Origin of the sequence: Kosakonia sp. (assembly GCF_032052965.1) — a bacterium.
Lineage (GTDB): Bacteria > Pseudomonadota > Gammaproteobacteria > Enterobacterales > Enterobacteriaceae > Kosakonia.
Window position 1 is genome coordinate 59,116 of sequence record NZ_DAMBVN010000005.1, and the last position, 25,849, is coordinate 84,964.

Consider the following 25,849-nt stretch of genomic DNA (forward strand, 5'->3'; position numbering starts at 1 on the left):
CGGTTCGGTGTAAGGCTTTAGCTTCTCGCCCGGCACGCTATCCGGTAAACTTGCCGGTGTTATTTACATTTATGCTGAAGGATATCCTCATGTACCAGGATCTGATTCGTAACGAACTGAATGAAGCGGCGGAAACGCTGGCGAACTTTTTGAAAGATGATGCCAATATTCACGCTATTCAGCGCGCGGCGGTCTTGCTGGCAGACAGTTTCAAAGCCGGTGGTAAGGTGTTGTCCTGTGGTAACGGCGGCTCGCATTGCGATGCCATGCACTTTGCCGAAGAGCTGACCGGGCGCTATCGCGAGAACCGTCCGGGCTACCCGGCGATTGCGATTTCGGATGTCAGCCATCTCTCGTGCGTCAGCAATGATTTTGGTTACGATTATGTCTTCTCGCGCTATGTTGAAGCCGTCGGCCGTGAAGGTGACGTGCTGCTGGGCATCTCCACTTCCGGTAACTCTGGTAACGTGATCAAAGCGATTGCCGCCGCGCGCGAGAAAGGGATGAAAGTGATCACTCTGACCGGTAAAGACGGCGGCAAAATGGCCGGCACGGCGGACATTGAAATTCGTGTACCGCATTTCGGTTATGCCGATCGTATTCAGGAAATCCATATTAAAGTTATCCATATCCTGATTCAGTTGATCGAAAAAGAGATGGTAAAAGGCTAATTTAAAAGGCTATTTTATTTGCCGTTTTGACCACGGGCAGTGTCCGAAACCCTCATGTACTGCATGTACGCTCCGGTTTCAGTGCGCTGTCCGTGTCCAACTGACTGCAACAATTTCGCCTTCTCTGGTAATGGCGCTATGTGGGGGGATGTATGTGCGAACTGCTCGGTATGAGCGCCAATGTGCCAACCGATATCTGCTTTAGTTTCACCGGGCTTGTTCAGCGTGGCGGCGGCACCGGGCCGCATAAGGACGGCTGGGGCATTACCTTCTACGAAGGCAAAGGCTGCCGCACATTTAAAGATCCGCAACCCAGTTTTAACTCCCCCATTGCCAGGCTGGTGCAGGACTATCCGATTAAATCCTGTTCCGTGGTGGCCCATATTCGGCAGGCTAACCGGGGAGAAGTGGCCCTCGAAAATACCCATCCTTTTACCCGCGAGCTGTGGGGGCGTAACTGGACCTACGCGCACAACGGGCAGCTTACGGGTTATAAGACGCTGGAAACGGGCAATTTCCGCCCGGTGGGTGAAACCGACAGCGAGAAAGCGTTCTGCTGGCTGTTACATAAGCTCACGCAGCGCTATCCGCGCACGCCAGGCAATATGACAGCGGTGTTTAAGTTTATTGCTGAGCTGGCCGTGGAACTGCGTAAGAAAGGCGTGTTTAACATGCTGTTGTCGGACGGGCGTTATGTCATGGCATTCTGCTCGACCAACCTTTTTTGGATCACGCGTCGCGCGCCGTTTGGTGTGGCGAAGTTATTGGATCAGGATGTGGAGATTGATTTTCAGCGGGAAACCACACCCAATGATGTGGTAACCGTGATTGCTACTCAGCCGCTCACTGGCAATGAAACCTGGCACAAGATCATGCCAGGCGAGTGGGCGTTATTTTGCCTGGGGGAGCGTGTAGTTTGATGCCAGTTGCGGCTGAGCAGAGGTGTTCAGCGGCTTGCTAACCACGTAGCGACCATCCACAACCGAAACGACCGGCGGTTGGTGGGTGGCGGCGAAATAGTCATAGCCAGGCTTAAGTTGCTTCCAGAAATCCGCATACGTTGAGTACTTATGACGCTGCATGTTAGCGTCGGTCATGCGGAACGGGTAAATACTCAGCTGAACATTAGGCTGACCGAAGACCAGCGCGGCAGTGACAAACTGGAAAATCTCGTCAATGTTGGAGTCGGTCATGGCGTAGCAGCCAATCGAGACGCATGCACCGTGGATCATCAGATACTTGCCTTCGTAGCCGTGAGCGCGGTCATAATTGTTCGGAAAGCCAATATTAATAGCTTTATAGAAGCGGCTGTCCGGCTTGAGCTGGTTGCGCTGCACAGAGTAAAAACCTTCCGGGCTTTTGAAATCACCCTGGCGCTGTTTGGGGCCTAACCCGCCTGAGTAATTGCAAATCTTGTAGCTGTCGAGGAGCTGGTACTGCTCGCCCATTTTGACGTAGAGATCAAGGGTGCGCTCTTCTTTGAAGATTTGGATATAAACCGGCGACCCCATCAGTTGCTGCTTGAATTCTTTGCTGACCGGCGTGACTGAACCATTGCTGCTTACCAGCCCGGCAAACGAGACGCACGGCATCAGAAGCATCGCAATAAATAATGCGATTTTGCGCATACTACTTGTTTCCTTGATAAAGCGAATACCACATTGCCAGGACGGCAAAGGAAGCCCAAAATTCAGACTATTCTGTTTTGGAGCGCCCACATTAGCATTACGGCATTTTTTCGCAAGCCCCAATACACTTCATCCTTCACGCTGTCTCTTTGTTGGCTGCGCCTTCCCACCCCGGTCACTTAATTATGTAAGCTCACGGGGATGCTCATGCTTGCCGCCGCGACACAGCGCGAATGATTTTGTGTATACCCTTCACCTTCACGCTGGTTCTGAGTTGGCTGTTATGGGGCGGAGTGCGAGGGATCGAGTCTGCCCGCGTCGTTTATGCTGCCGTTTGCAGATGACGTATTTTGATCCTAAAAGCGCCGGATTAACAGCCGACGGGGGATTTTTCTGTCTGTTTTTCGCAACCTTATGCGCTCGCTTCTCATTTAACCTGAATGTGCTGTATACTTATCCAGTGTTCTTTGAGGGCGTACGCATGCGCAAAATCATACATGTCGATATGGACTGCTTTTTCGCGGCGGTGGAAATGCGCGACAACCCGGCGCTGCGCGATATTCCAATTGCCATCGGCGGCAGCCGCGTTCAGCGTGGCGTGATCAGCACCGCCAACTACCCGGCACGTAAGTTCGGCGTGCGCAGCGCCATGCCAACGGCGATGGCATTAAAACTTTGCCCGCACCTTACGCTACTGCCTGGCCGTTTCGACGCCTACAAAGAAGCCTCGAATCAAATCCGCGATATCTTTTCCCGCTACACCTCACGCATTGAACCGCTCTCGCTGGACGAAGCCTACCTTGACGTTACCGACAGTCCTCACTGCCACGGTTCGGCGACATTAATGGCGCAAGAGATCCGCCAGACCATTTTTAACGAAACACAACTTACCGCCTCAGCAGGCATAGCACCGGTGAAGTTTCTCGCCAAAATCGCCTCCGATCTCAACAAGCCCAACGGGCAATATGTCATTACACCGGCGGAAGTGCCGGCATTTTTACGCACGCTATCGCTCAGTAAAATCCCCGGCGTGGGGAAAGTCTCCGCCGCAAAGCTGGAAAGCATGGGGCTACGTACCTGTGCAGATGTGCAGAACAGCGATTTGGCCTTGCTGCTTAAACGCTTTGGCAAATTTGGCCGCGTATTATGGGAGCGCAGCCAGGGCATTGATGAGCGGGAAATTAGCAGCGAACGACTGCGTAAATCTGTTGGAGTAGAACGTACCCTCATTGAGGATATTCACCACTGGGAAGAGTGCGAAGCAATTATTGAGCATCTTTACCCGGAGCTGGAAAAAAGGCTGGCAAAAGTTAAACCCGATCTGTTAATTGCCCGCCAGGGGGTAAAATTGAAATTTAATGATTTCCAGCTTACCACCCAGGAGCACGTATGGCCGCGTTTAAATAAAGAGGATTTACTGGCAACCGCTCAGCAGGCCTGGAATGAAAGGCGCGGCGGGCGTGGCGTGCGGTTGGTAGGTTTACATGTGACGTTGCTCGATCCTCAACTTGAGCGCCAACTGGTATTAGGCTTATAAAAACTACTAAAATTTATGGTAGCTATTTATCAGCGGCTTCTTTATTATCTCGGGCGCTTATTCATTCCCTATTTACTGCAAAGGAGGTTCACCATGACACAACATGCCCTGATTTCTCTTTGCAGACCTTTCCAGGATTAATTCTTTGTAATATTGCCCCTGGTTTCGTCTGCCAATTCCTTTTATTTATCTACATATGGATTGGTATATGGGCAATTCTATTTGTCATATCTCTGACGCTATTTCGTATATTGCTTCAGAAAATCTTTGGATCGAAGGTTCAGCGATCCAGCAACTTCAAACGACGGCAGCATTACCGGGTATGGCCCGAGTTGTTGGCATGCCGGATCTGCATCCTGGACGCGGTTACCCGATTGGCGCGGCATTTTTCTCTACCGGTCGTTTTTATCCGGCACTGGTGGGCAACGATATTGGCTGCGGCATGACATTGTGGCAGAGCGACCTGCCGCTGCGGAAATATAATGCCGACAAATACGAAAAACGCCTGAGCACACTGGGCGATACCGCGACATCAGCATGGCTGGATGAATATGTCCCGCCGGCGTTGCAGGATCATCCTTACCGCGCGGCGCTCGGCTCTATTGGCGGCGGCAACCATTTTGCCGAGCTGCAACAGGTCGACAGCGTGGCGGATAGCGCCCTTTTCGCGCAGAGCGGGTTTAACATTCAGCATTTGCTGTTACTGGCGCATAGCGGTTCGCGTGGCCTTGGTCAGGAGATCCTGCGTCGTCATGTCGATGCATTCTCCCATGCCGGGTTGGCAGAGGGCAGCGATGCGGCCCGCGACTATCTGGCTGAACACCATGACGCGCTGAACTTTGCCCGCGTCAACCGCGCGCTGATTGCGCGGCGAATTCTCGGCCATCTCAAAGCCGATGGCACACCGGTGCTGGATGTGGCGCATAACTTTGTTGAGCCGTGCACCGTTGGCGGCAAGAGCGGCTGGCTGCATCGCAAAGGCGCAACGCCGGACGGGCAGGGGCTGGTGGTGATCCCCGGTTCACGTGGGGATTACAGTTGGCTGGTCAAACCGCTGATCAGTGAACAGAGCCTCTTCTCTCTGGCGCACGGTGCCGGGCGCAAATGGATGCGCACCGAGTGTAAAGGTCGCCTGTCGGGCAAATTTTCCCCGGCGCAGCTGTCACGCACCAGTCTGGGTAGCCGGGTGATTTGCCGCGATCGTCAGTTGATTTATGAAGAAGCGCCGCAGGCTTATAAATCTATCGACAGCGTTATGGCCTGCCTGACCGATGCCGGCCTGGTGGTTCCCGTGGCGCGTTTACGCCCGGTGCTAACGGTGAAAGTGAGCGGGGAGGCAGGCGAATGATGTTATTGCAACTCTCTTCCGCGCAGGGGCCAGACGAGTGCTGTCTGGCCGTTGGCAAAGCGTTAGCCCGCTTAATGGCTGAAGCGCAGGCGCACAACGTGGCGCTGGATGTGGTGGAAACAGAACACGGGCGTAACGAGGGGACTTACCGTTCAGTGCTGGTATCGCTCGATGGCGATGATGAGCAGGCGCTCAGTACCCGCTGGTGTGGGACGGTGCAGTGGATTTGCCAAAGTCCGTATCGCCCGCATCACGCGCGTAAAAACTGGTTTATTGGCGTCGCGCCGTTCACCGCCCAAAGCCAGTCGCTGGCGGGGGAGATCCGTTTTGAAACGTTGCGATCGTCCGGACCAGGCGGGCAGCACGTGAATAAAACCGATTCCGCCGTGCGTGCTACGCACATTGCCAGCGGCATTAGCGTTAAAGTGCAGTCCGAGCGCAGCCAGCGTGCCAATAAACGGCTGGCGACATTGTTAATTGCGCACCGTCTGGAGCAGGTAAAAGAGGAGGAGCGCGCGGCGATGAAATCTGAACGGCGGCTGTTTCACCATCAGATTGAACGGGGAAACCCAACGCGGACGTTTAAAGGTCTGGCGTTTAAACCGCAATAACGGGTGAGGAAATGTCCGCGCCGGGCGGCGCGGACATGGCGCTTACTTCGCCGGAATAGCTTTCAGCAGTTCGGTCAGCAGGGTCCAGTAGTGGCCCACGCTTTCGATATGCACTTGCTCATCTGGCGAGTGCGGCCCGGTAATGGTTGGCCCAATGGAAACCATGTCCATATCCGGATACGGTTTTTTGAACAGACCACATTCCAGACCGGCATGGATCACCTGAATGTTCGGGGTCTTGTTGAACAGACGCTGGTAAGTTTCACGCACCAGCGCCATCACTGGCGAATGGGCATCTGGCTGCCAGCCAGGGTAGCCGCCTTTCGGATGGGTCGTGGCTCCAGCCAGCGCGCCGAGTGACTCCAGCATGCTCACCACGTACTCTTTTCCACTATCGACCAGAGAACGGATCAGGCAGACGATCTCTGCGTGGTCATCCTGCAGCGTTACAACGCCGACGTTAAGTGATGTTTCGACCACGCCTTTGGCGACATCGGAGTTACGGATCACACCGTTTGGCGTCGCATTCAGCAGACGTACAAACGTATCGCGGGAGGCGGTGGTCAGCGCGGCTTTGTCGCTGGTGGTGCTGTCGAGCAGAACGGTCAGGTTCTTCTCTTTCATCTCCAGCTCGTTTTTCAGGATTGCCAGATAGTCGTTTGCCAGTGTTTTCAGCTGTGCGGCTTTGTCTGCCGGTACGGCCACGGTGGCAATCGCTTCACGCGGGATGGCGTTACGCAGGGTGCCGCCGGTGAAATCGAGCAGACGCAAATCCAGTTCCTGGGCATGCGCGGCGAGGAAGCGGACCAGCAGTTTATTGGCGTTGCCCAAACCGACATGGATCTCAGCGCCGGAGTGGCCGCCTTTCAGGCCTTTCAGCGTTAGCTTAAAGGTTTCAAAGCCCGCCGGAACAGCTTCGCGGGTTAACGGCAGGTGGGTGATAAAATCGATACCGCCTGCGCAACCCATGTAGATTTCACCTTCTTCTTCGGAATCGGTGTTAATCAGAATGTCGGCCTGCAACCAGCCAGCCTGCAAACCGAATGCGCCATCCATGCCGGCTTCTTCAGTCATGGTCAGCAACACTTCCAGCGGGCCGTGTTCAACGCGGTCATCTGCCAGTACTGCCAGTGCAGACGCCATACCGATGCCGTTATCCGCACCCAGTGTGGTGCCGCGCGCTTTAACCCACTCGCCGTCGACATACGGCAGGATCGGATCTTTGGTGAAATCATGCACCGTGTCGTTATTCTTCTGCGGCACCATGTCCAGGTGCGCCTGCAGTACCACCGGTTTGCGGTTTTCCATGCCGGTCGTTGCCGGTTTACGGATCAGAATATTGCCAACCTGGTCGCGCTCTGCATGAAACCCTTTTTCCTTCGCCCAGCCCATAATGTGTTCGGCCAGTTGTTCTTCATGGTAGGAGGGGTGAGGAATGGAACAAATTTTGGCAAAAATATCCCACAGCGGTTGCGGAGATAGTTGAGACAATTCAGACACAATGAGTCTCCTTACGAAGCGCCTGCGAAACATTACCTTGCAGGCCACAGGGTTAAATTAACGAGCATCGCAAGACAGCCTTGCGAGATGGCGTTGAGAATAACACTTATTGCCTGTTTACGAGCACAGGAACATGTAAAAAGCACCTGCAATGCCGGGTAACACTGGTTTTTAGCGCTTCAGATCTCTATAATCTCGCGCAACCTATTTCCCCCTAGAATACTTTTTAAGCCATAAAACACAGGCTGGGACACTTCACATGAGCGAAAAATACGTCGTCACCTGGGACATGTTGCAGATCCACGCACGCAAACTTGCCGCCCGATTGATGCCTTCTGAACAATGGAAAGGCATTATCGCCGTTAGCCGTGGCGGTCTGGTGCCAGGCGCATTGCTGGCGCGTGAGCTGGGCATTCGTCATGTTGATACCGTTTGCATCTCCAGCTATGACCACGATAACCAGCGTGAGCTGAAAGTGCTGAAACGCGCGGAAGGCGACGGTGAAGGCTTTATCGTTATCGACGATCTGGTGGACACGGGCGGCACGGCGGTTGCAATCCGCGAGATGTATCCAAAAGCCCACTTCGTTACCATTTTCGCTAAACCGGCTGGTCGCCCGCTGGTCGACGATTATGTTATTGATATCCCGCAGGATACCTGGATTGAGCAGCCGTGGGATATGGGCGTTGTCTTCGTCCCGCCGATCAGCAGCCGCTGAGGCTTCATCTGCATTTCTTTCAACGCCCGGTTTTGCCGGGCGTTGTTCATTTTAAGGCGCAACAGGTTACAATAACCTCCGGTGATAGATACATGGAGGCTGCGCGCTATGTCCCAGTCAAACCTCAGCGAGACGCTGTTCAAACCCCGTTTTAAGCATCCGGAAACGTCGACGCTGGTGCGTCGTTTTAATTCTGGCGCGCAGCCGCAGATGCAATCCGCGCTGGATGGCAAAAACGTGCCGCACTGGTATCGCATGCTCAACCGGCTGATGTGGATCTGGCGCGGCATTGATGCCCGCGAAATCCTCGAAGTTCAGGCACGCATTGTAATGGCCGGGGCGGAACGCACCGATCCGGAACTGTACGATACGGTGGTCGGTTACCGTAATGGCAACTGGATCTACGAATGGTCAGTACAGGCGATGCAGTGGCAACAAAAAGCGATGCAGGAGCAGACGGCGGAGCTGAGCGGTCGCCACTGGTTGCATGCTTCCAGTCTGTACAGCATTGCCGCCTACCCGCACATCAAGGGCGATACGCTGGCCGAACAGGCACAGGCGCTGGCGAACCGCGCCTACGAAGAAGCGGCGCAGCGTTTGCCAGGATCGATCAAAGAGATGGAGTTCGCCATTCCGGGTGGTTCGCCAGTGACCGGGTTCTTACATATGCCGCCGGGTGAGGGCCCTTTCCCCACCGTGCTAATGTGTGGCGGGCTGGATAGCCTGCAAAGCGACTATTACACCCTGTTTGAACGCTATTTCGCCCCGCAGGGCATGGCAATGCTGACACTGGATATGCCCTCGGTGGGCTTCTCTTCAAAATGGAAGCTGACGCAGGACTCCAGCCTGCTGCACCAGCATGTTCTCAAAGCCCTGCCGAACATTCCGTGGGTTGACCATACCCGAGTTGCGGCATTTGGTTTTCGTTTTGGCGCGAATGTGGCGGTACGCCTGGCGTACCTGGAAGCGCCGCGCTTAAAAGCCGTGGCCTGTCTTGGGCCGGTGGTGCACGCTCTGCTGAATGAGCCGCAGCGTCAGAGCCGGGTGCCGGAAATGTACCTTGATGTTCTCGCCAGCCGCCTGGGCATGCATGATGCGTCAGATGAAGCGCTCCGCGTAGAACTGAACTGTTATTCATTAAAAATGCAGGGGCTTCTCGGGCGCCGCTGCCCGACGCCGATGCTGTCCGGCTTCTGGCAGAATGATCCCTTTAGCCCGGAAGAGGAGTCGCGCTTAATCACCTCGTCATCCAGCAATGGCAAGCTGTTAGAGATCCCGTTTAAGCCGGTGTATCGCAATTTTGACAGCGCATTGCGGCAAATCACCGGATGGATCAACCATCATTTCCGTTAATAGATTGATAAATTCTATTGATTTGGTAAAACAGTTGCTTCACAAAAGGAGATCGCAATGACGTTACCGAGTGGACATCCGAAAAGCAGGTTGATTAAGAAGTTTACTGCGCTTGGGCCTTATATCCGCGAAGAGCAGTGCGAAGATAACCGTTTTTTCTTCGATTGCCTTGCTGTTTGCGTCAACGTTAAACCCGCACCCGAAAAGCGTGAGTTCTGGGGCTGGTGGATGGAAATGGAAGCGCAGGAAAGCCGTTTTACTTACCGCTATCAGTTCGGCCTTTTTGATAAAGAGGGTCAATGGAAACCGACAGCGATAAAGGATCAAGAAGTCCTCGACCGCCTGGAGCAAACGCTGCGCGATTTTCACGAGCGTGCGCGTACCTTACTGGCGTCACTTGAGCTTAAGCTGGAACCTGCCGACAACTTCAAAGAGTCTCTGAAACTCCCCGCGTAACGCCCCCGATAAAAAAAGCCCGATCGCATCTCGCGTATCGGGCCTGCACTGGCATCGTCCAGTGTTTTCCTCAATCAGGATAAAAACATGCCCTCAACGGAGGGCATGCCATATAACGAGGGTGTTACAGGTTAGATAACTTAGAACTGGTACGTCACGCCCACGGCAACGACGTCGTCGTTTGCGAGGCCCAGTTTGTTGTCGTCTTTAAGCTGGTTGATTTTGTAATCAACCATCGCAGAGAAGTTTTTATTGAAGTAGTAAGTCGCGCCTACGTCGATGTAATTCACCAGATCTTCGTCGCCAATACCGTTTTCCATGTCTTTGCCTTTGGTCAGGACATAGCCCACAGACGGACGCAGACCGAAGTCGAACTGATACTGGACAACCGCTTCAAAGTTCTGCGCTTTGTTCGCAAAACCCAGAGACGAGCTGACCGGGGTCATATTGTAAGACACGCCGTACATGGTGGCGATATACAGGTTATTGGCGTCGTATTTCACGCCAGTTGCCCAGGCTTCGGCGTTCTCGCCGCGACCCAGCGCCAGAGAGGTGTTCTGGGCGTTGGTACGGTCAGAGTTAGCGTAGGCGCCAACGATAGTGACCGGGCTGCCGCCGAAGTCATACGCCAGAGAGGTACCCCAGCCGTCGCCATTCTGCTTGATGACGCTGCTACGGCCGTTTTCATTTTTACCCTGGTATTGCAGGGTGAAATCCAGACCATCAACCGCACCGAAGAAGTCGGTGTTGCGGTAAGTCGCTACGCCGCTGGTGCGTTTGGTCATAAAGTTGTCGGTACGGGTCAGAGAGTCGCCGCCGAATTCCGGGAACATATCCGTTACGGAAGCCACATCGTACAGCACGCCGAGGTTACGACCGTAGTCGATTGAACCGAAGTCTTTGATTTTCAGACCAGCAAATGCCAGACGGGTTTTCTGACCAGAGGTGCTCTCGTCGTTGTTGCCCGCAAACTCAGCTTCCCAACGGCCAAAGCCGGTCAGCTGATCGTTAATCTGAGTTTCGCCTTTGAAGCCGAAACGCACGTAAGTTTTGTCACCGTCGTTGCTGGTATCATCGCTAAAGTAGTGCATGGCTTTTACTTTGCCGTACACGTCCAGTTTGTTGCCGTTTTTGTTATAAACTTCTGCTGCGTGAACAGAAGAAGCCGACGCAACAACGCTCATCACCATTAATGCCAGAGTGCTCTTTTTCATTTTGATTCCTGATTTAACTAACGCGCTAATATTCGCTGGGCCTTTACGCCCCGTGAAAAAACAGAAAGGGTTTTAACGCTGCGAAATTAAAGATTTATGACAAATTCAGAATATTTTTAAATATGTGTATTTTTTTGTGTTTGCCATAAAAGTGTCAAATGGCGCCGCTACGCTTGCTGATCCCGCGCAACAAACCGGTGGGCTATTTACACTGGCAGTTGGCAAGCGCCCTCACTCCTGTTACAACGTCTGATTACGTCAGGTTTTCCTATTATTTCCTTAAAAAAACGGCAGAGAATCATGAGTGACAGCCAGACGCTGGTGGTAAAACTCGGCACCAGTGTTTTAACGGGCGGTTCCCGTCGCCTGAACCGCGCCCATATTGTGGAACTGGTGCGCCAGTGCGCCCAGCAACATGCCGCCGGGCATCGTATTGTAATTGTGACGTCCGGGGCGATTGCCGCCGGGCGCGAGCATCTGGGTTATCCGGAACTACCCGCGACCATCGCCTCCAAACAGCTGCTGGCCGCAGTAGGGCAGAGCCGTTTGATCCAGCTCTGGGAGCAGATGTTTTCCATTTATGGCATTCATGTGGGGCAGATGCTGCTGACCCGTGCCGACATGGAAGATCGCGAACGCTTTCTTAACGCCCGCGACACGATGCGTGCCTTGCTGGATAACAATATCGTACCGGTGATCAATGAAAACGACGCCGTCGCTACCGCTGAAATTAAAGTGGGCGACAACGATAACCTCTCTGCGCTGGCAGCGATCCTGGCCGGTGCCGATAAGCTGCTGCTACTGACCGATCAACAAGGTCTGTTTACCGCCGATCCGCGCAATAACCCTGAAGCCGAACTGATTCAGGATGTTTACGGCATTGATGATGCGCTACGTGCCATTGCAGGTGATAGCGTTTCTGGCCTGGGGACGGGCGGAATGGGCACCAAATTGCAGGCCGCCGACGTGGCTTGCCGCGCCGGCATCGACACCATTATTGCTGCGGGCAGTAAACCCGGCGTGATTGGCGATGTGATGGAAGGTATTGCTGTGGGCACCCATTTCCATGCGCAGGAATCGCCGCTGGAAAACCGCAAACGGTGGATCTTTGGCGCGCCGCCGGCAGGGGAAATTACGGTTGATGAAGGGGCGACAGCGGCCATTCTGGAACGCGGAAGCTCGCTGCTGCCAAAAGGCATTAAAAGCGTGACAGGCAATTTCTCCCGTGGTGAAGTGATCCGTATTCGTAATCTTGAAGGTCGTGACATTGCTCATGGTGTGAGCCGCTACAACAGCGATGCGCTGCGCCGTATTGCGGGGCAACACTCGCAGCAGATCGACGCCATTCTGGGCTATGAGTATGGCCCGGTCGCTGTTCACCGCGACGATATGATCATCCGTTAAGGAGAAGAAGTATGCTGGAAGAGATGGGCATCGCTGCGAAGGCAGCGTCATACAAACTGGCATTGCTCTCCAGCCGCGAGAAAAACCGTGTGCTGGAAAAAATTGCCGATTATCTGGAATCGCAGTCAGCAGAGATCCTGCAGGCCAATGAGCAGGATTTGCTGGAAGCTCGCCGTAATGGATTGAGTGAAGCCATGCTCGATCGTCTGGCGCTGAACCCGGCACGTTTAAAGAGCATCGCCGACGATGTGCGCCAGGTTTGCAAGCTGGCGGATCCGGTGGGTCAGGTGATCGACGGGGGATTGCTGGACAGCGGCCTGCGTATCGAACGTCGCCGCGTCCCGTTGGGCGTGGTTGGCGTGATTTATGAAGCGCGGCCGAATGTCACCGTCGACGTCGCTTCGCTGTGCCTCAAAACCGGTAATGCCGCCATTTTACGCGGTGGCAAAGAAACCTGGCGCACCAATGCTGCGACGGTAAAAGTGATCCAGCAGGCACTGGAAGAGTGCGGCTTACCTGCCGGTGCGGTACAGGCGATTGAGAGCCCGGATCGCGCGCTGGTGAATGAAATGCTGCGTATGGATAAATACATCGACATGTTGATCCCGCGCGGTGGGGCTGGTCTGCACAAGCTGTGTCGCGAACAGTCAACGATCCCGGTGATCACCGGCGGTATTGGCGTGTGTCATATCGTGGTGGACGCGTCAGCAGAAATCGAACCGGCGCTGAAGATTATAGAGAACGCCAAAACCCAACGCCCGAGCACCTGTAACACCGTTGAAACGTTGCTGGTGCATCAGGGCATCGCGCAGCGTTTCTTGCCCGAACTGAGCAAGCAGATGGCGGAAAAAGGGGTAACACTTCACGCTGATGAGCCTTCGCTGGTGTTGCTGCAAAACGGCCCGGCAAAGGTCGAAGCGGTAAAAGCGGAACAGTATGACGATGAGTTTCTGTCTCTGGATCTGAACGTGAAAATCGTCGCCGATCTGGATGACGCGATTACGCATATTCGCCAGCACGGTACGCAGCATTCTGATGCGATCCTCACCAGGACGTTAAGCAATGCAAATCGTTTTGTGAATGAAGTGGATTCATCTGCCGTTTATGTCAATGCCTCTACACGCTTTACCGATGGCGGGCAGTTTGGCCTGGGCGCGGAAGTCGCTGTGAGTACCCAGAAGCTCCACGCCCGTGGACCAATGGGGCTGGAAGCGCTGACGACCTATAAGTGGATCGGTTTTGGCGACGATACCATTCGTGCTTAATTGAAGAGGGGTGATGCAAAAGTAGCCGTTTGATTCCCAAGGGCATTGACGCATCCCCCTCTTAGTTTTAACCTTCTACTCCGTGATTCACGTTCGTGGACACATCGCAGGGCCGATATAGCTCAGTTGGTAGAGCAGCGCATTCGTAATGCGAAGGTCGTAGGTTCGACTCCTATTATCGGCACCACTAACCTCGCGGGTTTACGCTATTTTCACCAGCTCAGCAAAAGCGCCTTGTGCCATATTTGTGCCATTCCCCACCAGAAAATGCCGCTTGTCTCAACTTTATTGATTTAGCGATCTCACGCATCAAGTCATTACATGACGGCGTTCGTTCCTCGTAACGCCATTTTCCGGAGCAGCCGATCATTGCCGTGTGTAAATTCGTTGAAGCCAGAAGCACTATCAGGGATGAGCGCTGTTCTGGCTCGGTTTCAACGGCGACAGGTTTGGTTTACAGGGAAAGGAAGTGACAGATAAATTCCCCTGGCCGGGCAAAGAGAACTGCGCTTACATGCGCAGCGCATCGACACTTTCCGTTCGCAAGTCCACGACTGTTTTTAGACTGGTTTCAATACAGTGAATAATCTCTTCGCGCGGGCCGTTGCGCCAGTCGGCGCTTGAGTAAAAAGCATCCAGAACAGCAGCCATTTGCTCAGGGCTCTCAAAAGCACGAATCAGATAGTAGCAATCCGGGTCATGCAGAGAGTGACCAAACGACACGACATCAATCCCGTGGTGTTGATGAAGGGGAACGCTAACTTCCCGCATGATAGTGTGAAATGCAGTACCGGTGTCTTTGCGTAATGCGTACTGCAATATCTCAATAGTTTTCAATATGTTATCTCCCTCGATACATTCAGGCTTCCCTGGCGATGACGATAAAGTAAACCAGATCGTGCTACGAAGCGACGACTAATCTGGCTACGTTCGTTAACAGAAGCGGTGATCTGTGGCTCAGACGATCAAGGTCATCTTCCCGTTTAGCGGTACATTTCACTTCGGAAAGATAAGCAGAACGTGTCGAAAGCTGACTTCAATAGCACGCATTGGTGAATTATCACGAGCGCATTGGACATTTCGTGCTTTTTTTGAACAGTAAACGAGAATAGGTAACGATATATCGTAGGAATATTCTTAGTTGTGCCATGCTTGATCCGATTGTGATGCAGGAAATGCTGATATGAAAAACGGTTGTTACCGGATCCAGCATGAAGGCATTGTGCAGATAGCCTGGTTTACTAGCGATGGAGCTGAAGAAGCTGAAAATGTAGCCTCTCTCACCGGCATATGGCGGCTTACAGAGGGATATGACATTCATCATGGTGACACTGTAAAAGTGCTTGAAGGGCCACTCACTGAGCCTCATGTATAAAATTGCGTGTATGAGAAGATTTTAAACTTAAATTGCCGGGGTGGAAACCTGGCAGGTAAGATAATAACTGACCAGTTCGGGAGGACTGGTCACTTTATTTTTCGTCACACATAGCAAAAGACATCTTCCTTATTTGTCAGCAACAAAAGCCCCTGTTTTTCATTTTTTAGAGCAGCCTCAGGGAAATAATTTATATTTTCGGTGGTTTGTATTCCCGTTTATAATCCGGTTACCCATAAAAATAATCGTAGAAAGCATTAAAATTCTCGCTGCCAATAACAGGCGAAACGCGCGCGGCTAATTCATCTTTGAAAATTTGTTTCACCTCGTCATTATCATCGGCGATATCAAAAATTTGATAACGGCCATAAACCAGGTCGATAAGTTCAGCCAGTGAAACGATAAAGTCTGTAAAACAGTTTGCTATTCTGAAAGGTTCGCCCACGTCGTAATTTGCGTATACAGGCGTATTTTCTTCATCGAGTGCGGCGATTAGTGGTTTTCCGCCACCTATGTCATCGCCTATTACCAGTGCATTTGCCGGGAGATAACGGTAACCCGTTTGTCCTTTTACTAATTCTGAGGCAGCGTAAATCTTTACGGGGGTGAAACCCGTTTCAATTATTAGATTTTCTGGGTTATAGTTTTTATAGAGGTAATTCAGTTCAGCAGAGCAAAATACATTGGCCGGGAAGAAGGCCGCCAGATCGTTAACCTGCGTAAAATGCCCGGTCAGTGAATGCTTTTCGCACGTGTTAACCCATTTTTCTAACGCATTTTTTATATCGCTCACCGGTTAACCTCATAAATAACAGATTTAAAAATCCAGATCGACACTCACAACACCCGATGCATCAGCTTGCGGATCCTGAACCTCAAGCAGCATGATAAAGGCTTCGAAAGAGTCTGCTATTTTTGTCATTCCTGAAATTACCACATCATCACCGTATACCGGGTCAGACTCATGATCCCAGTACCAAACCTGACCAGAAAGCGCGCCCTGCAGGCGCAGGCAGATCTGATTATCACCCGATGAGGCGCCAATGGCTAACCATTGCGAACCAGTATCTTGCCGGTAGGTCTCAGCCGCTCCGAAAACACTCTCTTCGTTCCCTGATTGACTCAGGCCGTACAGAGATGAAAGGGAATCATACCCGTTATCATCGGCCCAGGGAGAAGGTTGTAATGCTTTGAATAGCACATTCTCTTTAAACACGATGGTCGCGCCAAAATGACATAAAAAGGCGCGATAATCCGCAGGAAGGTGTCCCGTTGACGTTTCAAGTGCCCTGAGATGTTCCTGCAACGTATCAAAGGATATTGGCACAGGCAATGCGCCATAATGTTCCAGTTTTAATAACGTGCTCATTTGCCTTGTGTGAATATCCCTCGTGACTTTCGATAAATGGCAGGCATTCGCTGGAACCGTTTTACACGCTTATTTATAGCCCGGTTTGTCCTGCCATCGGCACAGAAGATAGCTTACTTATCCTTGCGATTGGACTTATTTTTGAGGGCAGCAATCCCTACAAAAACGACGATTACCAGTGGAATAATCCAGGCTAATTTAGGCATGATATATGACAATGTGTCCATGTAATCCTCCAAAAAGTGTAACAGCGCTGCGGCAGTAAGAACGACGAAACCACCCTGTTGGGGCGCGCAAACTACCTCGCATCAACCGACGTCCCGCTGACAGGTTGTACCTTATTTCCCTTGTTCAATCAATCGGATGGGGCTTAAGCTACGACATTATTATTGTTACCCTGCGCTATTTCGCTTAAATCCCTCTCGTTAGCCTTCTCTTTTTCCCGTGCGCTTTTAAGATTTTCCTGATGACTACGAATTGCAGGATAAAGGCTACAATCTGTAACCAACTATTAGCCGCTATTTCAGATCGTTTATTTGCGATCGACACATAAATCCATTCGTGCGGCAAAGAATATATTATATAAAACGCCATTATATTGAGTGTGTGAAGCTAACTATCACGCCATGCAATTATCAATCTAGACGTTCACGTTTAATTAATCGTTGTGATTTGGCTGTGCACATTATCGGCCAGCCAGTTTGTTCAAATAAAGTCTAATAAATCAATAAAATTCAGGTGGCGATAATCTTTTTATCGCTTCGTTTGGAATGATATGGTCAAAATATGAGGTGTCAGTGATGAAGGTCGGACACATTAAACAACGCGTCAGAAACCATCTCAAATCGTTAAAAAAGAGGGTTTCGAATCTGCATAAAAAATGGATATATCGCAATAATTTCAGTTCTGAAGTACTGTGGATTTCGCTGGGTGAAAACTGCCTTCCGGACGATATTCTGCGGCGACATCACCGAAAATCGTTCAGCTCTGTTTTTTCATCGGGGCGATCGAACATCGAATATATTCTGCAAATGGAAAAAGATGATTACCGGAACTTATTGAAACCGGAATTTTTGCAACCTTTTCCAGACGGTGCGCATACAGTGGTTCGCTCAACGTGTTATAACCGTTGTACAGGGCACTATAGCGAGAGGCATATGCTGGGTTTTGAGTTTACGCACCATGACCCGTTAAACATTAAGGAAGATCATCGCGCCTTCAAGCGTCGTATCGAACGTCAGCTCAGCTATCGGGGAACAAAAAATTTTGTTTTTCTTTATCACCACCGCATCACGGAGCAATCGGATCTTCTGCTTTTAAAAGCGCATTTGAATGAATTTTTGTCGTTGTACAACACGGGCGGTTGCGAATGCAAAATGGTGCTTTTCTATCAACATATCATTCCTCAGGCGTCGGCGAAGCATATCGATTTCACCCCACATGACAGCGGATTACTGGAGTTCGTCTGCCACACGCATGAGATATGGGGAGGCGATGATTTGGAAACGTTCTGGGCGAAAAAAGATGATGCGCTCTTCGCCGATATGTTCACTACCGTGGATCGTTACGCGCCAGATACAGAGACACGCCACACCGGCGCTACGCTCGTGACAGCAGGCACGCAAGCGCCTTTATGACAGCTGGCATGTCTCGCGTTACGGGGCATGAGGATGCCAGGACGGAAATAAAAACGCCCCGACAGCGGAGCGTTTTTTGCATTGTGGGCACGCCGTGACGCCGAGAAAATCAGCTGCGATTTTCTTCAATAAAGTGCGCCAGATCCGCCGGGGTTTTCAGTACGGTAGCGACTTCTGTCGGTGGGATCATGCAGCCGTAAACGTCCTGCACTTCCAGCACCATATCCACAGCGAGGATCGAGTCGAGAATATCCGATTCGATCAGCTCATCGTTGAATCCCACTTTGCGGGATAAGATCTTTTCAAACAGCGCGAGAATTTCTTGTTCCATAATATTTTCCAGAATAATCAGTTAGTGCGGGCGTGCGTATCCAGCAACTTGCGGTCGATTTTGCCGTTAGGATTCAGCGGCAATGCGTCTTTAATAATGATTTGCGAAGGCACCATATAGGGCGGGATCACCTTCGACAGGGAATGTTTAATCACTTCGGGTGCCAGTTCTGTCACACAGAACGCGGCAATACGCAGCACGCCGCCGCCGGATTTCATCAGCGGCAGAACCACCGCTTCGCTGATACCGGACATGGCCAGCAGGCGGTTTTCAATTTCGTTGATTTCAATGCGATAGCCATTGAGTTTGATTTGGCTGTCGTTGCGACCCTGGCAGTACAGCAGCCCGTCCTCGTAACCGAGATCGCCGGTACGGTAACCGCGGTAGGCCTCTGTTTCGCGGTGCAGCAACTTTTCTGCATTCTCTTTCGCCAGCCCGAGATAGCCGCGCATGACGTTTTTACCCCAGATGATCAATTCGCCGTCAGCGGTAATTTCCATTCGTGACTCTGGCATCATTGCACCGACCGGCAGCAGATCATTGTCGCTGTTCAGGATCGCGTCGGTTATCTCAATGACGGTGGTCGCAATGGTCGCTTCTGTCGGGCCATAGGAGTTGAGGATCTTTGCCTGTGGGAAACGGCGGCGTAGTTGTTTCACCAGCGCTTTGTTGAGCACTTCGCCAATAAACACAAACACATTTAGCGCGGGCAAATAGTCGCTGTTGAACTGCGGCGACAGCAGTTTCTGGTAGGCGAAAGAGGGCGTTGAAACCCACACCGAAACGTCGTTGTCTTTCAGACGATCGAGCCAGTTGTCTGCGGCGATATCTTCTTTTGCATTCAGCACAATGTGCCCGCCGGTTGCCAGGTTCGCCAACAGCGGTATCAGCGACAGATCGAAGCTGAACACGGCATGGTTCATCAGGACCGGTTTTTCCGGCAGCGCAAAGTCCTGCCGCACCCACTTCATAAAGTGCCACAAACTTTCTCGCCCGATCTGCACCCCTTTCGGTTTGCCGGTGCTGCCAGAGGTAAACATGATATAAGCGAGATCCTGCTCGACCAGTGGCTGGCCAGTCTCGCCAGTCGCGATAAACTGGCGGGTCGCCACATCGTAATACCAGGGAGCGTTGGCCAGCTGGCAAATTTCTTTCAGCCGCTCCTGTGGGTAGATGCAATCCACCGGGATATACGGAATGTTGTGCAGCAAACAGCTGTAAATCGCCACGGCAAACTCCGCCTGCTGATGCCCATATAACACCACCGGCGCACCGGCAATCTGAGGGCAACGCTGGTAACGTTGCAACCAGTCGGTGACGGCAGCGGAGAGCTGCAGCCAGGTCAGAGCCTGGTCGCTGCCGCTAATGGCCAGTTGCTGCGGGTTGGCGGGATCGAGTAATGCCGCACGCAGGAAATCCTGCAATTCCTGAAGCTCGTAATGAAGGTTCATAGAGGTGACATTCCGCTAAAAATGTAGAGAGAAGCCGCAGCGCTTGCCAGCGTTAATAGACGCCCGCAGAAGCTCACAACCGGATACTGAAGCCAGTTATTGAGCGCCGGGCTGCGTTTGGCTGACCACTGAAGCATGTTATGCGCAACGGAAATGGCGCCAAACAGCGCGCCGCTGATAACATAATGTCGTTCAAGTCCGTTCCATGCCCCCATACAAAACAGGGTGCAGAAGATACCGATGTTCTGCGCCAGGGTTTTGTTCTGACGAAAGAAATTGAGCTTCATCAGATTCATATACACCGGCATAAACACCACGTCCCGCAGCCACTCCGACAGGCTGATATGAAAGCGTCGCCAGAAATCCTGTGGATTCTTCGCCAGGATCGGCATGTTAAAGTTCGCCGGGATAGTAAGGCCAAATAACCGCCCGGCGCCGATCGCCATATTGCTGTAACCCGCAAAATCAAAATAGAGATAAGCGCTGTAGGCCAGCGACATCACCACACCGACGGTAAACGTAAACGGGCGATGGCCCCACGACGCAATCACCAGGTTATCGATCAGCATGGCAAATAAAAATTTCTGAATAATACCGGTGAAAATCTGTTCTATCGCCGTTAAAAACTGCTCACGACTAAGCGCAAATACCGGTTTATTAATGTCGTTTACCCATGTCCGCCAGCGATACATAGGGCCGGCCAGGATAATAAACGGCATAAACAGATAGCAAAAATAGTGCAGGATGTTGCGGTCATCTTTTTTATTGCGGTAGAGCAGCACATCAATGGCGCGGAACGTCATAAAAGAGAGACCGATCATGCCCCAGTGGTTGTTGAGGTGTAACTTCACTAAAAACAATGGCAGCAATGTCAGGCTGACTGCCTGCCAGGTTTTTAACCAGCCTTTCTCTTTTAAGGACACCACAAGATAAAAGCTCAGGAATACCGCCACGGGAACCACATAATCCCCCTGGAAAATGTATCCCCAACCGACTGCCGCCAGCACGGAGAATGCCGCTAAATAGGTCAGCCGGAAACGCAATACGCGGTTAACCAGCGCAAAGACCAGCGCGGATGAAAACAGAAAGAAAAAAAAGGTTCCGGAGCTATACATCATTCATTCCTCAGAACTTTTGATACTCAAAATGCACTTTTATATTCATGCTTTCATCAACAGAGGACCACGCAATGATGGTGACCGCCAGAAAGAGATAAAGGAAAAAAAGCCGGATAGCGTATTTCATCATTTAAAACTCTCAACAATAAAGCGATCCATCGTTACCCATGCCAGGTCCGTGGGGTGCAGACGATCCCAGTTCCAGCCGTCCTGATATGGCATCGAGTACATATCCAGATAGGGGATATTGTTTTCTTTGAGGATCGCCGTCGTCTGCGTGACCGCAGGCTGAACCAGTTCGGGGTTTTGCACCGCACGCCGGTTAATCGCGTCGATAATCACCACGACCTGAACATGACGCTCTTTCAGCAAGTTAATCATGGCGCGGAAGGCGTTCAGTTGTTCTGGCAGTACCGGGGAGTCATCCCATACTTCGGGTTTTTCCCCTGGGATATACACCGACTTGTCCATCCACAGTGTGGCGGCGCTTTCGTGACGGGACTCGTTCAGCTCACGGGCGTGCGCCAGTTCGCGATCCCAGTCTGGCGTTATTGAAGTAGCAGGCTGCAGGGGCCAGGGCTGTGCAGGCTCGGGCTCAATGTGCAGCAACGCCAGCCAGTCGTTTTTAATCAACGTGCAGAAATTGGCAAACTGGAAACTAACTTCCTGCCAGATATTGTCCAGGCTCCAACCTGCGATCTTCATTTGAGCAAACGTTAAATGGCTGACCTCTTTTTTATCAATCTTCTGTAAATAATTGACCAGGAAAGGGCGAGTCTGCTCATTCTGCATTAAAGGATTAAAAATTGGGGCCGGGAAAAGGTTGGCAAAAATAGCGGGCGGAACACCATTAGAATAAAAACTGTCAGGTGCCAGTAACAAAACGACTTTGCTGTTTGCGTTAAGGTCGTTTTTAAAACGTGAGAACAGTAAAAAATGTGTAATACTGTCATAAAAGCTATCGCCAAACGCCACTACCGGACGATGCAAATCATTATTCAGATAATTATATACAGCGTAATGTTCATCTTCAGAGGTGGCGACTTCAGAAGCGCCAATGAAAAAAATCGCATTACCCTGTAAAGCGTGAGAAATAGTCGCCATCTTTTCCGCTTGTTCTTTTTGCGTTCCTTCCATTGATTTAATCAACGGCTGAAATTTAAGCGGCGGATTGAAGCTTGTCACCAGCGGGTGAGCACTCAGGAACAGGATGGCGAGGGCCGCCATCAGGATATGTAGGCAGAGAGCATTTTTAAGTTTCATTATAATTTTAAGAAAACATGATATTCATTTGTTTAAAATTTGTTGGGTTTTAACTTTACAGATAAACCGTTCTCTGTGTTCTCGACACTATATACCAGCCACTGGCTGAATGATGAGCGTTGCTGTGTAACGGTATGTACAGATTTGATCTGGCGTAATAACGCGTACTCATTGGCGGGTGCATATTTAACTTATGCAGATGTTTTAAGGGGCTTTTTTATCACACCACGTAGTGCGTTTTTTAAACGTACTTAAGAAAGGTCGCAAGTGCCGGGTTTTGTTGTCCTCCCCGTTCTTTCGTTTTATCTTTCACCTGTTCATACAGTCCGTTGAAAAGATGCGGTAAGCAGGGAGTATTGTGATGATTATCAAAGAGCAGGCGGTAGAGATCGCCAGGCGCTACGCCGCAGAGCAGAATCGGGGCTGGGATGAGCACTACCATGAGGCCACACCCATGACCCTGTTCGGTGAACCGGTATGGAAAATCTCCACCATGGACATTAAATATTCGCCAGAATTGCCCTGGTTGATGGAGTACCTGCCTAACCCGGCGTATTACTACATCAGCATGGTAGAGGGGCGCTGTATCGCCATTGGCACCCGTAACGGTACTGTTCATGGCGTTCGCTAAAGCCCTTTAGTGTGCCGGTTTTGTCGGGGAAGTGGCCGCCATACTGTTCATCTTTTCATAGCGTTTTTTATACTCCGCAGGCGGAATACCGTTATGTTTGCGGAATATCCTGGTGAAATAAACCGGATCGCTATAACCCACCGACTGCGCAATTTTGTATATCGGCAACCGCGTCGACTGGATCAGCAAACGTGCACGGTTCATGCGCTGCACTTCGCGCCAGGCATAAATCGTGGTGCCTAAATCATTTTTAAACAGGTGCGCCAGCCGGGAAGCCGACAGGAACACCATGCTGGCCAGCGTTTCGATTTTCAGCTCTTCATCAATATGATCGTTGAGATAGTCGCAAACTGCATTGATCCGCGGGTCGTGCGCGTAGCGGTTGCTGATGGGCTGCTGCTGAAAACAGGTGATGATCAGTCGCTCGAGGGCGTTCATTGCCAGCGCTTCAGATAAGGGCGCATCAGCAGAGTTATGGCGGATCACCTCATAAAAAAGCGCGCGCAGCGTCGCCAGTGTTAGCGCATCCTCAACCCGCATTTTGCCGATCCCTGCCGGGTTTTGATCCCACTTTAGCCAGTCAAGCCAGTAAGGGCGGGGAATAAAGTAAATCCACACGTGATCCCAGTGCTCGCTGTGCTCATCGCGGCCATACTGATGGGGCACGCCCGGCGGGAAAAGCAGCAGGTCATTTTGCTGGTATTGCAGGGTGCTTTCGCCTACGTTGGCGCGGCCCTGGCCACGTAGCGTCAGATTGATCAGATAGCCTTTCATGCCCTGCGGGCGATTAATGTAATAATCGAGCGAGGAGCCTCTGGAAATAGGCGTAAAGCCGGAGACGATCCAGGCATTAAAGGTGAAGGTTTTTATCAATGGAGAAAAGTTAATCAGTTCATTGATATCCAGTTCCATTATTGCCTCGTTGATCGCCACCGGCTCGCTGTTTAACTTTCGATGATACTAAAGTCCCATGGGCCTAACTGCAACGGCGCACCACGGTGGATGGCTGTTCCTTGCAGCAGGTTAACACCGTCGATTTCACTGCAGAATGTTTGCTCCTCCCCGGCGTAATTGAAGAGGAAGGTGAGCGTCTTTCCGCGCGCGTTGGTCATTTTTCTCACCACCAGCGGGAAGCGGTAAGCCGACGTGCGCGAGCGCAACGACAGGCCGCGCGTCAGCCAGGCAAAAAGTCGGGCGATCAGCGGTTTTTCAGGCAGGAACCCGACATACATCGCCAGGCCGTTACCGAACGTCGCTTCGGTGGCTGCCGCATAGTGCTTCCACATCGGGTGTTGGTAGCGCAGCAGTGTGCGCGTCTGTTCGGCGGGCGTCAGCAATTCCATCCACAGTTCGGCAGGGTTATGCCCCTGACAATCCAGTTCAGGGATGGCCGCGCTAACGGTGACATTTTCCGGCAGGGTAAACTGGTTGTAACTTACGCCGCAGGCTTTGCTTAACCGGCCGGGTTGCGTCTCCACCCGTACTTTTACGTTTTCATCGCTAAAGCCAGATTTAAAGCCGATCAGCGCACGACCGCCCTGCGCAATATAGGCGTTGATGCGTTCAAGCAGTGCGTCATCCGCTGCATAGAGGGCCGGAACAATGATCGCCTGGTAACGCACGGCGCTATCATCGATATCATTAATGATGTCGACCGCCACGTTTTGTTCGTAGAGCGCATCGTGGAAACGGCGCACGATATCGTTATAAACATTGGTCTGCGCACCGGCAGGTTTAAAGTGGTTCAGGGCATCCATCGCTTCATTGCTGATCAGCAGCGCGACATCGTGTTCAGCCTGCAACCCTGCCAGCTGCGGCGACAGGCGTTTAAAATCAGCGCCGATGGTGGTGGCTTCCTGCCAGGTTGGATTGGGTGCAAAATCATGGCTCAACAACCCTTTCCAGTAAGTTTCAAAAGAATTATGGATCGAGTGCCAGTGCCAGTATGAAACCATCGACGCACCAGCCGCCACATGGCTGAAAGCCTGCAACCGTAGCTGGCCGGGGTAGGGGGTCCACTGCGGAAATCCTTGTGCCTGCGTTTCCAGTACGAAGTAGTTTTGCCCTTTTTTCAGGCTACGGGCCACCGCACCGCCAAAGGCTATCTCTTTCCCGGTTAAATGATCCTGACCCGGATGATAAATGTCGACCCCGGCGATGCTCAGACATTTCGCCGCTGCAAAATGATCGACCCGCGGTTGCACGCCATACGAATAACCCCGCCATTCGAAATCAAAGTTATGCGTGACAAAATGCTGCGGTCTGGCGTATTCGCGCACAATACTGGCCTGCCAGGCCAGGTATTCGCTAACCTGCAGGCGCTGGTAACGGCTGAATGCGCACGCCAGGCTGGCATTGATCGTATTTTCGACCGGGGGAAAGTCGTCCCAGTGATCAATACGGTTGCTCCAGTAATCAAGACCAAAGTCTTCATTCAGTTGCGCCAGCGAGGGGTATTTTTCCTGTAAATGGCGAATAAAACCCTGCTGCATATCACGCCCGATATTGTCGTAATGCTTGGTTTCGTTATCCAGTTGAAAGCCAATCACCGCCGGATGATCGTGCACATGCGCCATCAGAACGCGAATGATATTTTCTGCGTGGCGGCGGAAGTCCGGATTGACGATATCCATGATTTGCCGCGGGCCATATTTTTGTTGCCCGTCCACCGTGGTGACCATCACCTCCGGGTATTTGCGTGCCAGCCAGCCAGGGATGGCATATGTTGGCGTGCCGATGATCACGGCGATCCCCGCCGCATGCATTGCGTTCAGTACCCGATCAATATGGTAAAAATTATATTGCCCCTCCTGCGGCTCCAGCGTGCTCCAGGTGGATTCAGCGATGCGTACCACATTGATGCCGGTTTCGAGCATCAGGGCGATATCTTTTTCCAGCCGATCTTCCGGCATGTATTCGTCGTAATAGGCGACGCCATAATATAATGCAGACATGAACCATCTCCCGGT

Annotated in this window: 25 protein-coding genes and 1 tRNA gene; 14 read left to right on the plus strand and 12 right to left on the minus strand. The window is 51.8% G+C overall.

All coding sequences use genetic code 11. The features are described 5' to 3' along the window. Window positions 1-89 precede the first annotated feature (89 nt). Window positions 90-671: a D-sedoheptulose 7-phosphate isomerase gene (lpcA, locus tag RTX30_RS08425; protein ID WP_312688839.1), complete on the plus strand. Its 582-nt coding sequence runs from the start codon at window positions 90-92 to the stop codon at window positions 669-671. A 152-nt stretch (window positions 672-823) separates the two neighbouring features. Beyond that, window positions 824-1,591 carry a class II glutamine amidotransferase gene (locus tag RTX30_RS08430; RefSeq protein ID WP_312688841.1) on the plus strand — a complete coding sequence of 256 codons (768 nt, stop codon included), beginning with the start codon at window positions 824-826 and terminating at the stop codon, window positions 1,589-1,591. On the opposite strand, the gene dpaA is transcribed toward RTX30_RS08430, so the two are convergent. Further along, window positions 1,562-2,299, minus strand: coding sequence for a peptidoglycan meso-diaminopimelic acid protein amidase (gene dpaA / locus RTX30_RS08435; RefSeq protein ID WP_312688843.1), 738 nt, complete (start codon window positions 2,297-2,299; stop codon window positions 1,562-1,564). The genes RTX30_RS08430 and dpaA overlap by 30 nt on opposite strands. Before the next feature lie 481 nt (window positions 2,300-2,780). On the opposite strand from dpaA, the gene dinB reads away from it, so the two are divergent. The 3 genes from dinB to prfH all read left to right on the plus strand — a co-directional run bounded on the left by dinB (window position 2,781) and on the right by prfH (window position 5,795). Then, the gene (gene dinB, locus RTX30_RS08440; protein WP_312688845.1) at window positions 2,781-3,836 is read left to right on the plus strand and encodes a DNA polymerase IV; all 1,056 of its coding nucleotides are present in this window, start codon (window positions 2,781-2,783) and stop codon (window positions 3,834-3,836) included. Between the two features lie 208 nt (window positions 3,837-4,044). Beyond that, on the plus strand, window positions 4,045-5,184 hold the full coding sequence (locus tag RTX30_RS08445) for an RNA ligase RtcB family protein (protein ID WP_312688847.1): 1,140 nt from the start codon (window positions 4,045-4,047) through the stop codon (window positions 5,182-5,184). After that, window positions 5,181-5,795 (plus strand): peptide chain release factor H, encoded by a 615-nt coding sequence (prfH, locus tag RTX30_RS08450; RefSeq protein ID WP_312688848.1) that lies wholly within the window; start codon window positions 5,181-5,183, stop codon window positions 5,793-5,795. The genes RTX30_RS08445 and prfH overlap by 4 nt, the downstream gene beginning before the upstream one ends. Before the next feature lie 42 nt (window positions 5,796-5,837). On the opposite strand, the gene pepD is transcribed toward prfH, so the two are convergent. After that, window positions 5,838-7,295 (minus strand): cytosol nonspecific dipeptidase, encoded by a 1,458-nt coding sequence (gene pepD / locus RTX30_RS08455; RefSeq protein ID WP_312688849.1) that lies wholly within the window; start codon window positions 7,293-7,295, stop codon window positions 5,838-5,840. 259 nt (window positions 7,296-7,554) lie between these two features. On the opposite strand from pepD, the gene gpt reads away from it, so the two are divergent. From gpt to crl, 3 genes are all read left to right on the plus strand, one after another. Beyond that, window positions 7,555-8,013: a xanthine phosphoribosyltransferase gene (gene gpt / locus RTX30_RS08460; RefSeq protein ID WP_214602298.1), complete on the plus strand. Its 459-nt coding sequence runs from the start codon at window positions 7,555-7,557 to the stop codon at window positions 8,011-8,013. Between the two features lie 108 nt (window positions 8,014-8,121). After that, a complete protein-coding gene (frsA, locus tag RTX30_RS08465) occupies window positions 8,122-9,366 on the plus strand; it encodes an esterase FrsA (RefSeq protein ID WP_312688851.1) in 1,245 nt (414 codons plus the stop codon). Window positions 9,367-9,423: 57 nt separating this feature from the next. Then, window positions 9,424-9,822 carry a sigma factor-binding protein Crl gene (gene crl, locus RTX30_RS08470; RefSeq protein WP_312688853.1) on the plus strand — a complete coding sequence of 133 codons (399 nt, stop codon included), beginning with the start codon at window positions 9,424-9,426 and terminating at the stop codon, window positions 9,820-9,822. Window positions 9,823-9,962: 140 nt separating this feature from the next. Here the strand turns inward: crl and phoE are convergent, their stop codons facing one another. Further along, window positions 9,963-11,036, minus strand: a complete 1,074-nt coding sequence (phoE, locus tag RTX30_RS08475; RefSeq protein WP_312688855.1) for a phosphoporin PhoE — start codon at window positions 11,034-11,036, stop codon at window positions 9,963-9,965. Between the two features lie 300 nt (window positions 11,037-11,336). Between phoE and proB the strand changes: the two genes are divergently transcribed. The 3 genes from proB to RTX30_RS08490 all read left to right on the plus strand — a co-directional run bounded on the left by proB (window position 11,337) and on the right by RTX30_RS08490 (window position 13,892). Next, a complete protein-coding gene (proB, locus tag RTX30_RS08480) occupies window positions 11,337-12,440 on the plus strand; it encodes a glutamate 5-kinase (RefSeq protein WP_312688857.1) in 1,104 nt (367 codons plus the stop codon). An 11-nt stretch (window positions 12,441-12,451) separates the two neighbouring features. Next, window positions 12,452-13,705 (plus strand): glutamate-5-semialdehyde dehydrogenase, encoded by a 1,254-nt coding sequence (gene proA / locus RTX30_RS08485; RefSeq protein ID WP_312688859.1) that lies wholly within the window; start codon window positions 12,452-12,454, stop codon window positions 13,703-13,705. A 111-nt stretch (window positions 13,706-13,816) separates the two neighbouring features. Further along, a tRNA-Thr gene (locus RTX30_RS08490) sits at window positions 13,817-13,892 on the plus strand. A gap of 323 nt (window positions 13,893-14,215) precedes the next feature. On the opposite strand, the gene RTX30_RS08495 is transcribed toward RTX30_RS08490, so the two are convergent. Continuing rightward, window positions 14,216-14,542, minus strand: a complete 327-nt coding sequence (locus tag RTX30_RS08495; protein ID WP_312688860.1) for an NIPSNAP family protein — start codon at window positions 14,540-14,542, stop codon at window positions 14,216-14,218. A 346-nt stretch (window positions 14,543-14,888) separates the two neighbouring features. Between RTX30_RS08495 and RTX30_RS08500 the strand changes: the two genes are divergently transcribed. Next, on the plus strand, window positions 14,889-15,080 hold the full coding sequence (locus RTX30_RS08500; protein ID WP_312688862.1) for a hypothetical protein: 192 nt from the start codon (window positions 14,889-14,891) through the stop codon (window positions 15,078-15,080). A 229-nt stretch (window positions 15,081-15,309) separates the two neighbouring features. On the opposite strand, the gene RTX30_RS08505 is transcribed toward RTX30_RS08500, so the two are convergent. Beyond that, window positions 15,310-15,873 carry a hypothetical protein gene (locus RTX30_RS08505; protein ID WP_312688864.1) on the minus strand — a complete coding sequence of 188 codons (564 nt, stop codon included), beginning with the start codon at window positions 15,871-15,873 and terminating at the stop codon, window positions 15,310-15,312. Between the two features lie 24 nt (window positions 15,874-15,897). Beyond that, a complete protein-coding gene (locus tag RTX30_RS08510) occupies window positions 15,898-16,449 on the minus strand; it encodes an SMI1/KNR4 family protein (protein ID WP_312688866.1) in 552 nt (183 codons plus the stop codon). A gap of 800 nt (window positions 16,450-17,249) precedes the next feature. Between RTX30_RS08510 and RTX30_RS08515 the strand changes: the two genes are divergently transcribed. After that, on the plus strand, window positions 17,250-18,086 hold the full coding sequence (locus RTX30_RS08515; RefSeq protein ID WP_312688868.1) for a DUF1796 family putative cysteine peptidase: 837 nt from the start codon (window positions 17,250-17,252) through the stop codon (window positions 18,084-18,086). Window positions 18,087-18,195: 109 nt separating this feature from the next. On the opposite strand, the gene RTX30_RS08520 is transcribed toward RTX30_RS08515, so the two are convergent. From RTX30_RS08520 to RTX30_RS08535, 4 genes are all read right to left on the minus strand, one after another. Next, complete coding sequence (locus tag RTX30_RS08520; RefSeq protein ID WP_061497358.1) at window positions 18,196-18,417, minus strand: acyl carrier protein; 222 nt, start codon at window positions 18,415-18,417, stop codon at window positions 18,196-18,198. Window positions 18,418-18,434: 17 nt separating this feature from the next. Beyond that, window positions 18,435-19,868 carry an AMP-binding protein gene (locus RTX30_RS08525; RefSeq protein WP_312688874.1) on the minus strand — a complete coding sequence of 478 codons (1,434 nt, stop codon included), beginning with the start codon at window positions 19,866-19,868 and terminating at the stop codon, window positions 18,435-18,437. Continuing rightward, window positions 19,865-20,983 (minus strand): MBOAT family O-acyltransferase, encoded by a 1,119-nt coding sequence (locus RTX30_RS08530; RefSeq protein ID WP_312689129.1) that lies wholly within the window; start codon window positions 20,981-20,983, stop codon window positions 19,865-19,867. Before RTX30_RS08530 ends, RTX30_RS08525 begins: the two co-directional genes overlap by 4 nt. Window positions 20,984-21,112: 129 nt before the next feature. Further along, complete coding sequence (locus RTX30_RS08535) at window positions 21,113-22,249, minus strand: D-alanyl-lipoteichoic acid biosynthesis protein DltD (RefSeq protein WP_312688876.1); 1,137 nt, start codon at window positions 22,247-22,249, stop codon at window positions 21,113-21,115. A 358-nt stretch (window positions 22,250-22,607) separates the two neighbouring features. Here RTX30_RS08535 and RTX30_RS08540 point away from each other — a divergent pair, with 358 nt between their 5' ends. Next, a complete protein-coding gene (locus RTX30_RS08540; protein WP_312688878.1) occupies window positions 22,608-22,880 on the plus strand; it encodes a hypothetical protein in 273 nt (90 codons plus the stop codon). Between the two features lie 6 nt (window positions 22,881-22,886). Here the strand turns inward: RTX30_RS08540 and araC are convergent, their stop codons facing one another. Both araC and RTX30_RS08550 read right to left on the minus strand, forming a co-directional pair. Further along, window positions 22,887-23,792, minus strand: a complete 906-nt coding sequence (gene araC, locus RTX30_RS08545; protein ID WP_312688879.1) for an arabinose operon transcriptional regulator AraC — start codon at window positions 23,790-23,792, stop codon at window positions 22,887-22,889. 32 nt (window positions 23,793-23,824) lie between these two features. Beyond that, window positions 23,825-25,834: a beta-galactosidase gene (locus RTX30_RS08550; RefSeq protein WP_312688881.1), complete on the minus strand. Its 2,010-nt coding sequence runs from the start codon at window positions 25,832-25,834 to the stop codon at window positions 23,825-23,827. Window positions 25,835-25,849 lie beyond the last annotated feature (15 nt).

Excerpts from the sequence above, each read along its gene's own strand:
- lpcA (WP_312688839.1), top strand. The coding sequence starts at position 90 with ATGTACCAGGATCTGATTCGTAACGAACTGAATGAAGCGGCGGAAACG.
- RTX30_RS08430 (WP_312688841.1), top strand. The coding sequence starts at position 824 with ATGTGCGAACTGCTCGGTATGAGCGCCAATGTGCCAACCGATATCTGC.
- dpaA (WP_312688843.1), bottom strand. The coding sequence starts at position 2,299 with ATGCGCAAAATCGCATTATTTATTGCGATGCTTCTGATGCCGTGCGTC.
- dinB (WP_312688845.1), top strand. The coding sequence starts at position 2,781 with ATGCGCAAAATCATACATGTCGATATGGACTGCTTTTTCGCGGCGGTG.
- RTX30_RS08445 (WP_312688847.1), top strand. The coding sequence starts at position 4,045 with ATGGGCAATTCTATTTGTCATATCTCTGACGCTATTTCGTATATTGCT.
- prfH (WP_312688848.1), top strand. The coding sequence starts at position 5,181 with ATGATGTTATTGCAACTCTCTTCCGCGCAGGGGCCAGACGAGTGCTGT.
- gpt (WP_214602298.1), top strand. The coding sequence starts at position 7,555 with ATGAGCGAAAAATACGTCGTCACCTGGGACATGTTGCAGATCCACGCA.
- frsA (WP_312688851.1), top strand. The coding sequence starts at position 8,122 with ATGTCCCAGTCAAACCTCAGCGAGACGCTGTTCAAACCCCGTTTTAAG.
- crl (WP_312688853.1), top strand. The coding sequence starts at position 9,424 with ATGACGTTACCGAGTGGACATCCGAAAAGCAGGTTGATTAAGAAGTTT.
- phoE (WP_312688855.1), bottom strand. The coding sequence starts at position 11,036 with ATGAAAAAGAGCACTCTGGCATTAATGGTGATGAGCGTTGTTGCGTCG.
- proB (WP_312688857.1), top strand. The coding sequence starts at position 11,337 with ATGAGTGACAGCCAGACGCTGGTGGTAAAACTCGGCACCAGTGTTTTA.
- proA (WP_312688859.1), top strand. The coding sequence starts at position 12,452 with ATGCTGGAAGAGATGGGCATCGCTGCGAAGGCAGCGTCATACAAACTG.
- RTX30_RS08500 (WP_312688862.1), top strand. The coding sequence starts at position 14,889 with ATGAAAAACGGTTGTTACCGGATCCAGCATGAAGGCATTGTGCAGATA.
- RTX30_RS08510 (WP_312688866.1), bottom strand. The coding sequence starts at position 16,449 with ATGAGCACGTTATTAAAACTGGAACATTATGGCGCATTGCCTGTGCCA.
- RTX30_RS08515 (WP_312688868.1), top strand. The coding sequence starts at position 17,250 with ATGAAGGTCGGACACATTAAACAACGCGTCAGAAACCATCTCAAATCG.
- RTX30_RS08520 (WP_061497358.1), bottom strand. The coding sequence starts at position 18,417 with ATGGAACAAGAAATTCTCGCGCTGTTTGAAAAGATCTTATCCCGCAAA.
- RTX30_RS08525 (WP_312688874.1), bottom strand. The coding sequence starts at position 19,868 with ATGAACCTTCATTACGAGCTTCAGGAATTGCAGGATTTCCTGCGTGCG.
- RTX30_RS08530 (WP_312689129.1), bottom strand. The coding sequence starts at position 20,983 with ATGTATAGCTCCGGAACCTTTTTTTTCTTTCTGTTTTCATCCGCGCTG.
- RTX30_RS08535 (WP_312688876.1), bottom strand. The coding sequence starts at position 22,249 with ATGAAACTTAAAAATGCTCTCTGCCTACATATCCTGATGGCGGCCCTC.
- araC (WP_312688879.1), bottom strand. The coding sequence starts at position 23,792 with ATGGAACTGGATATCAATGAACTGATTAACTTTTCTCCATTGATAAAA.
- RTX30_RS08550 (WP_312688881.1), bottom strand. The coding sequence starts at position 25,834 with ATGTCTGCATTATATTATGGCGTCGCCTATTACGACGAATACATGCCG.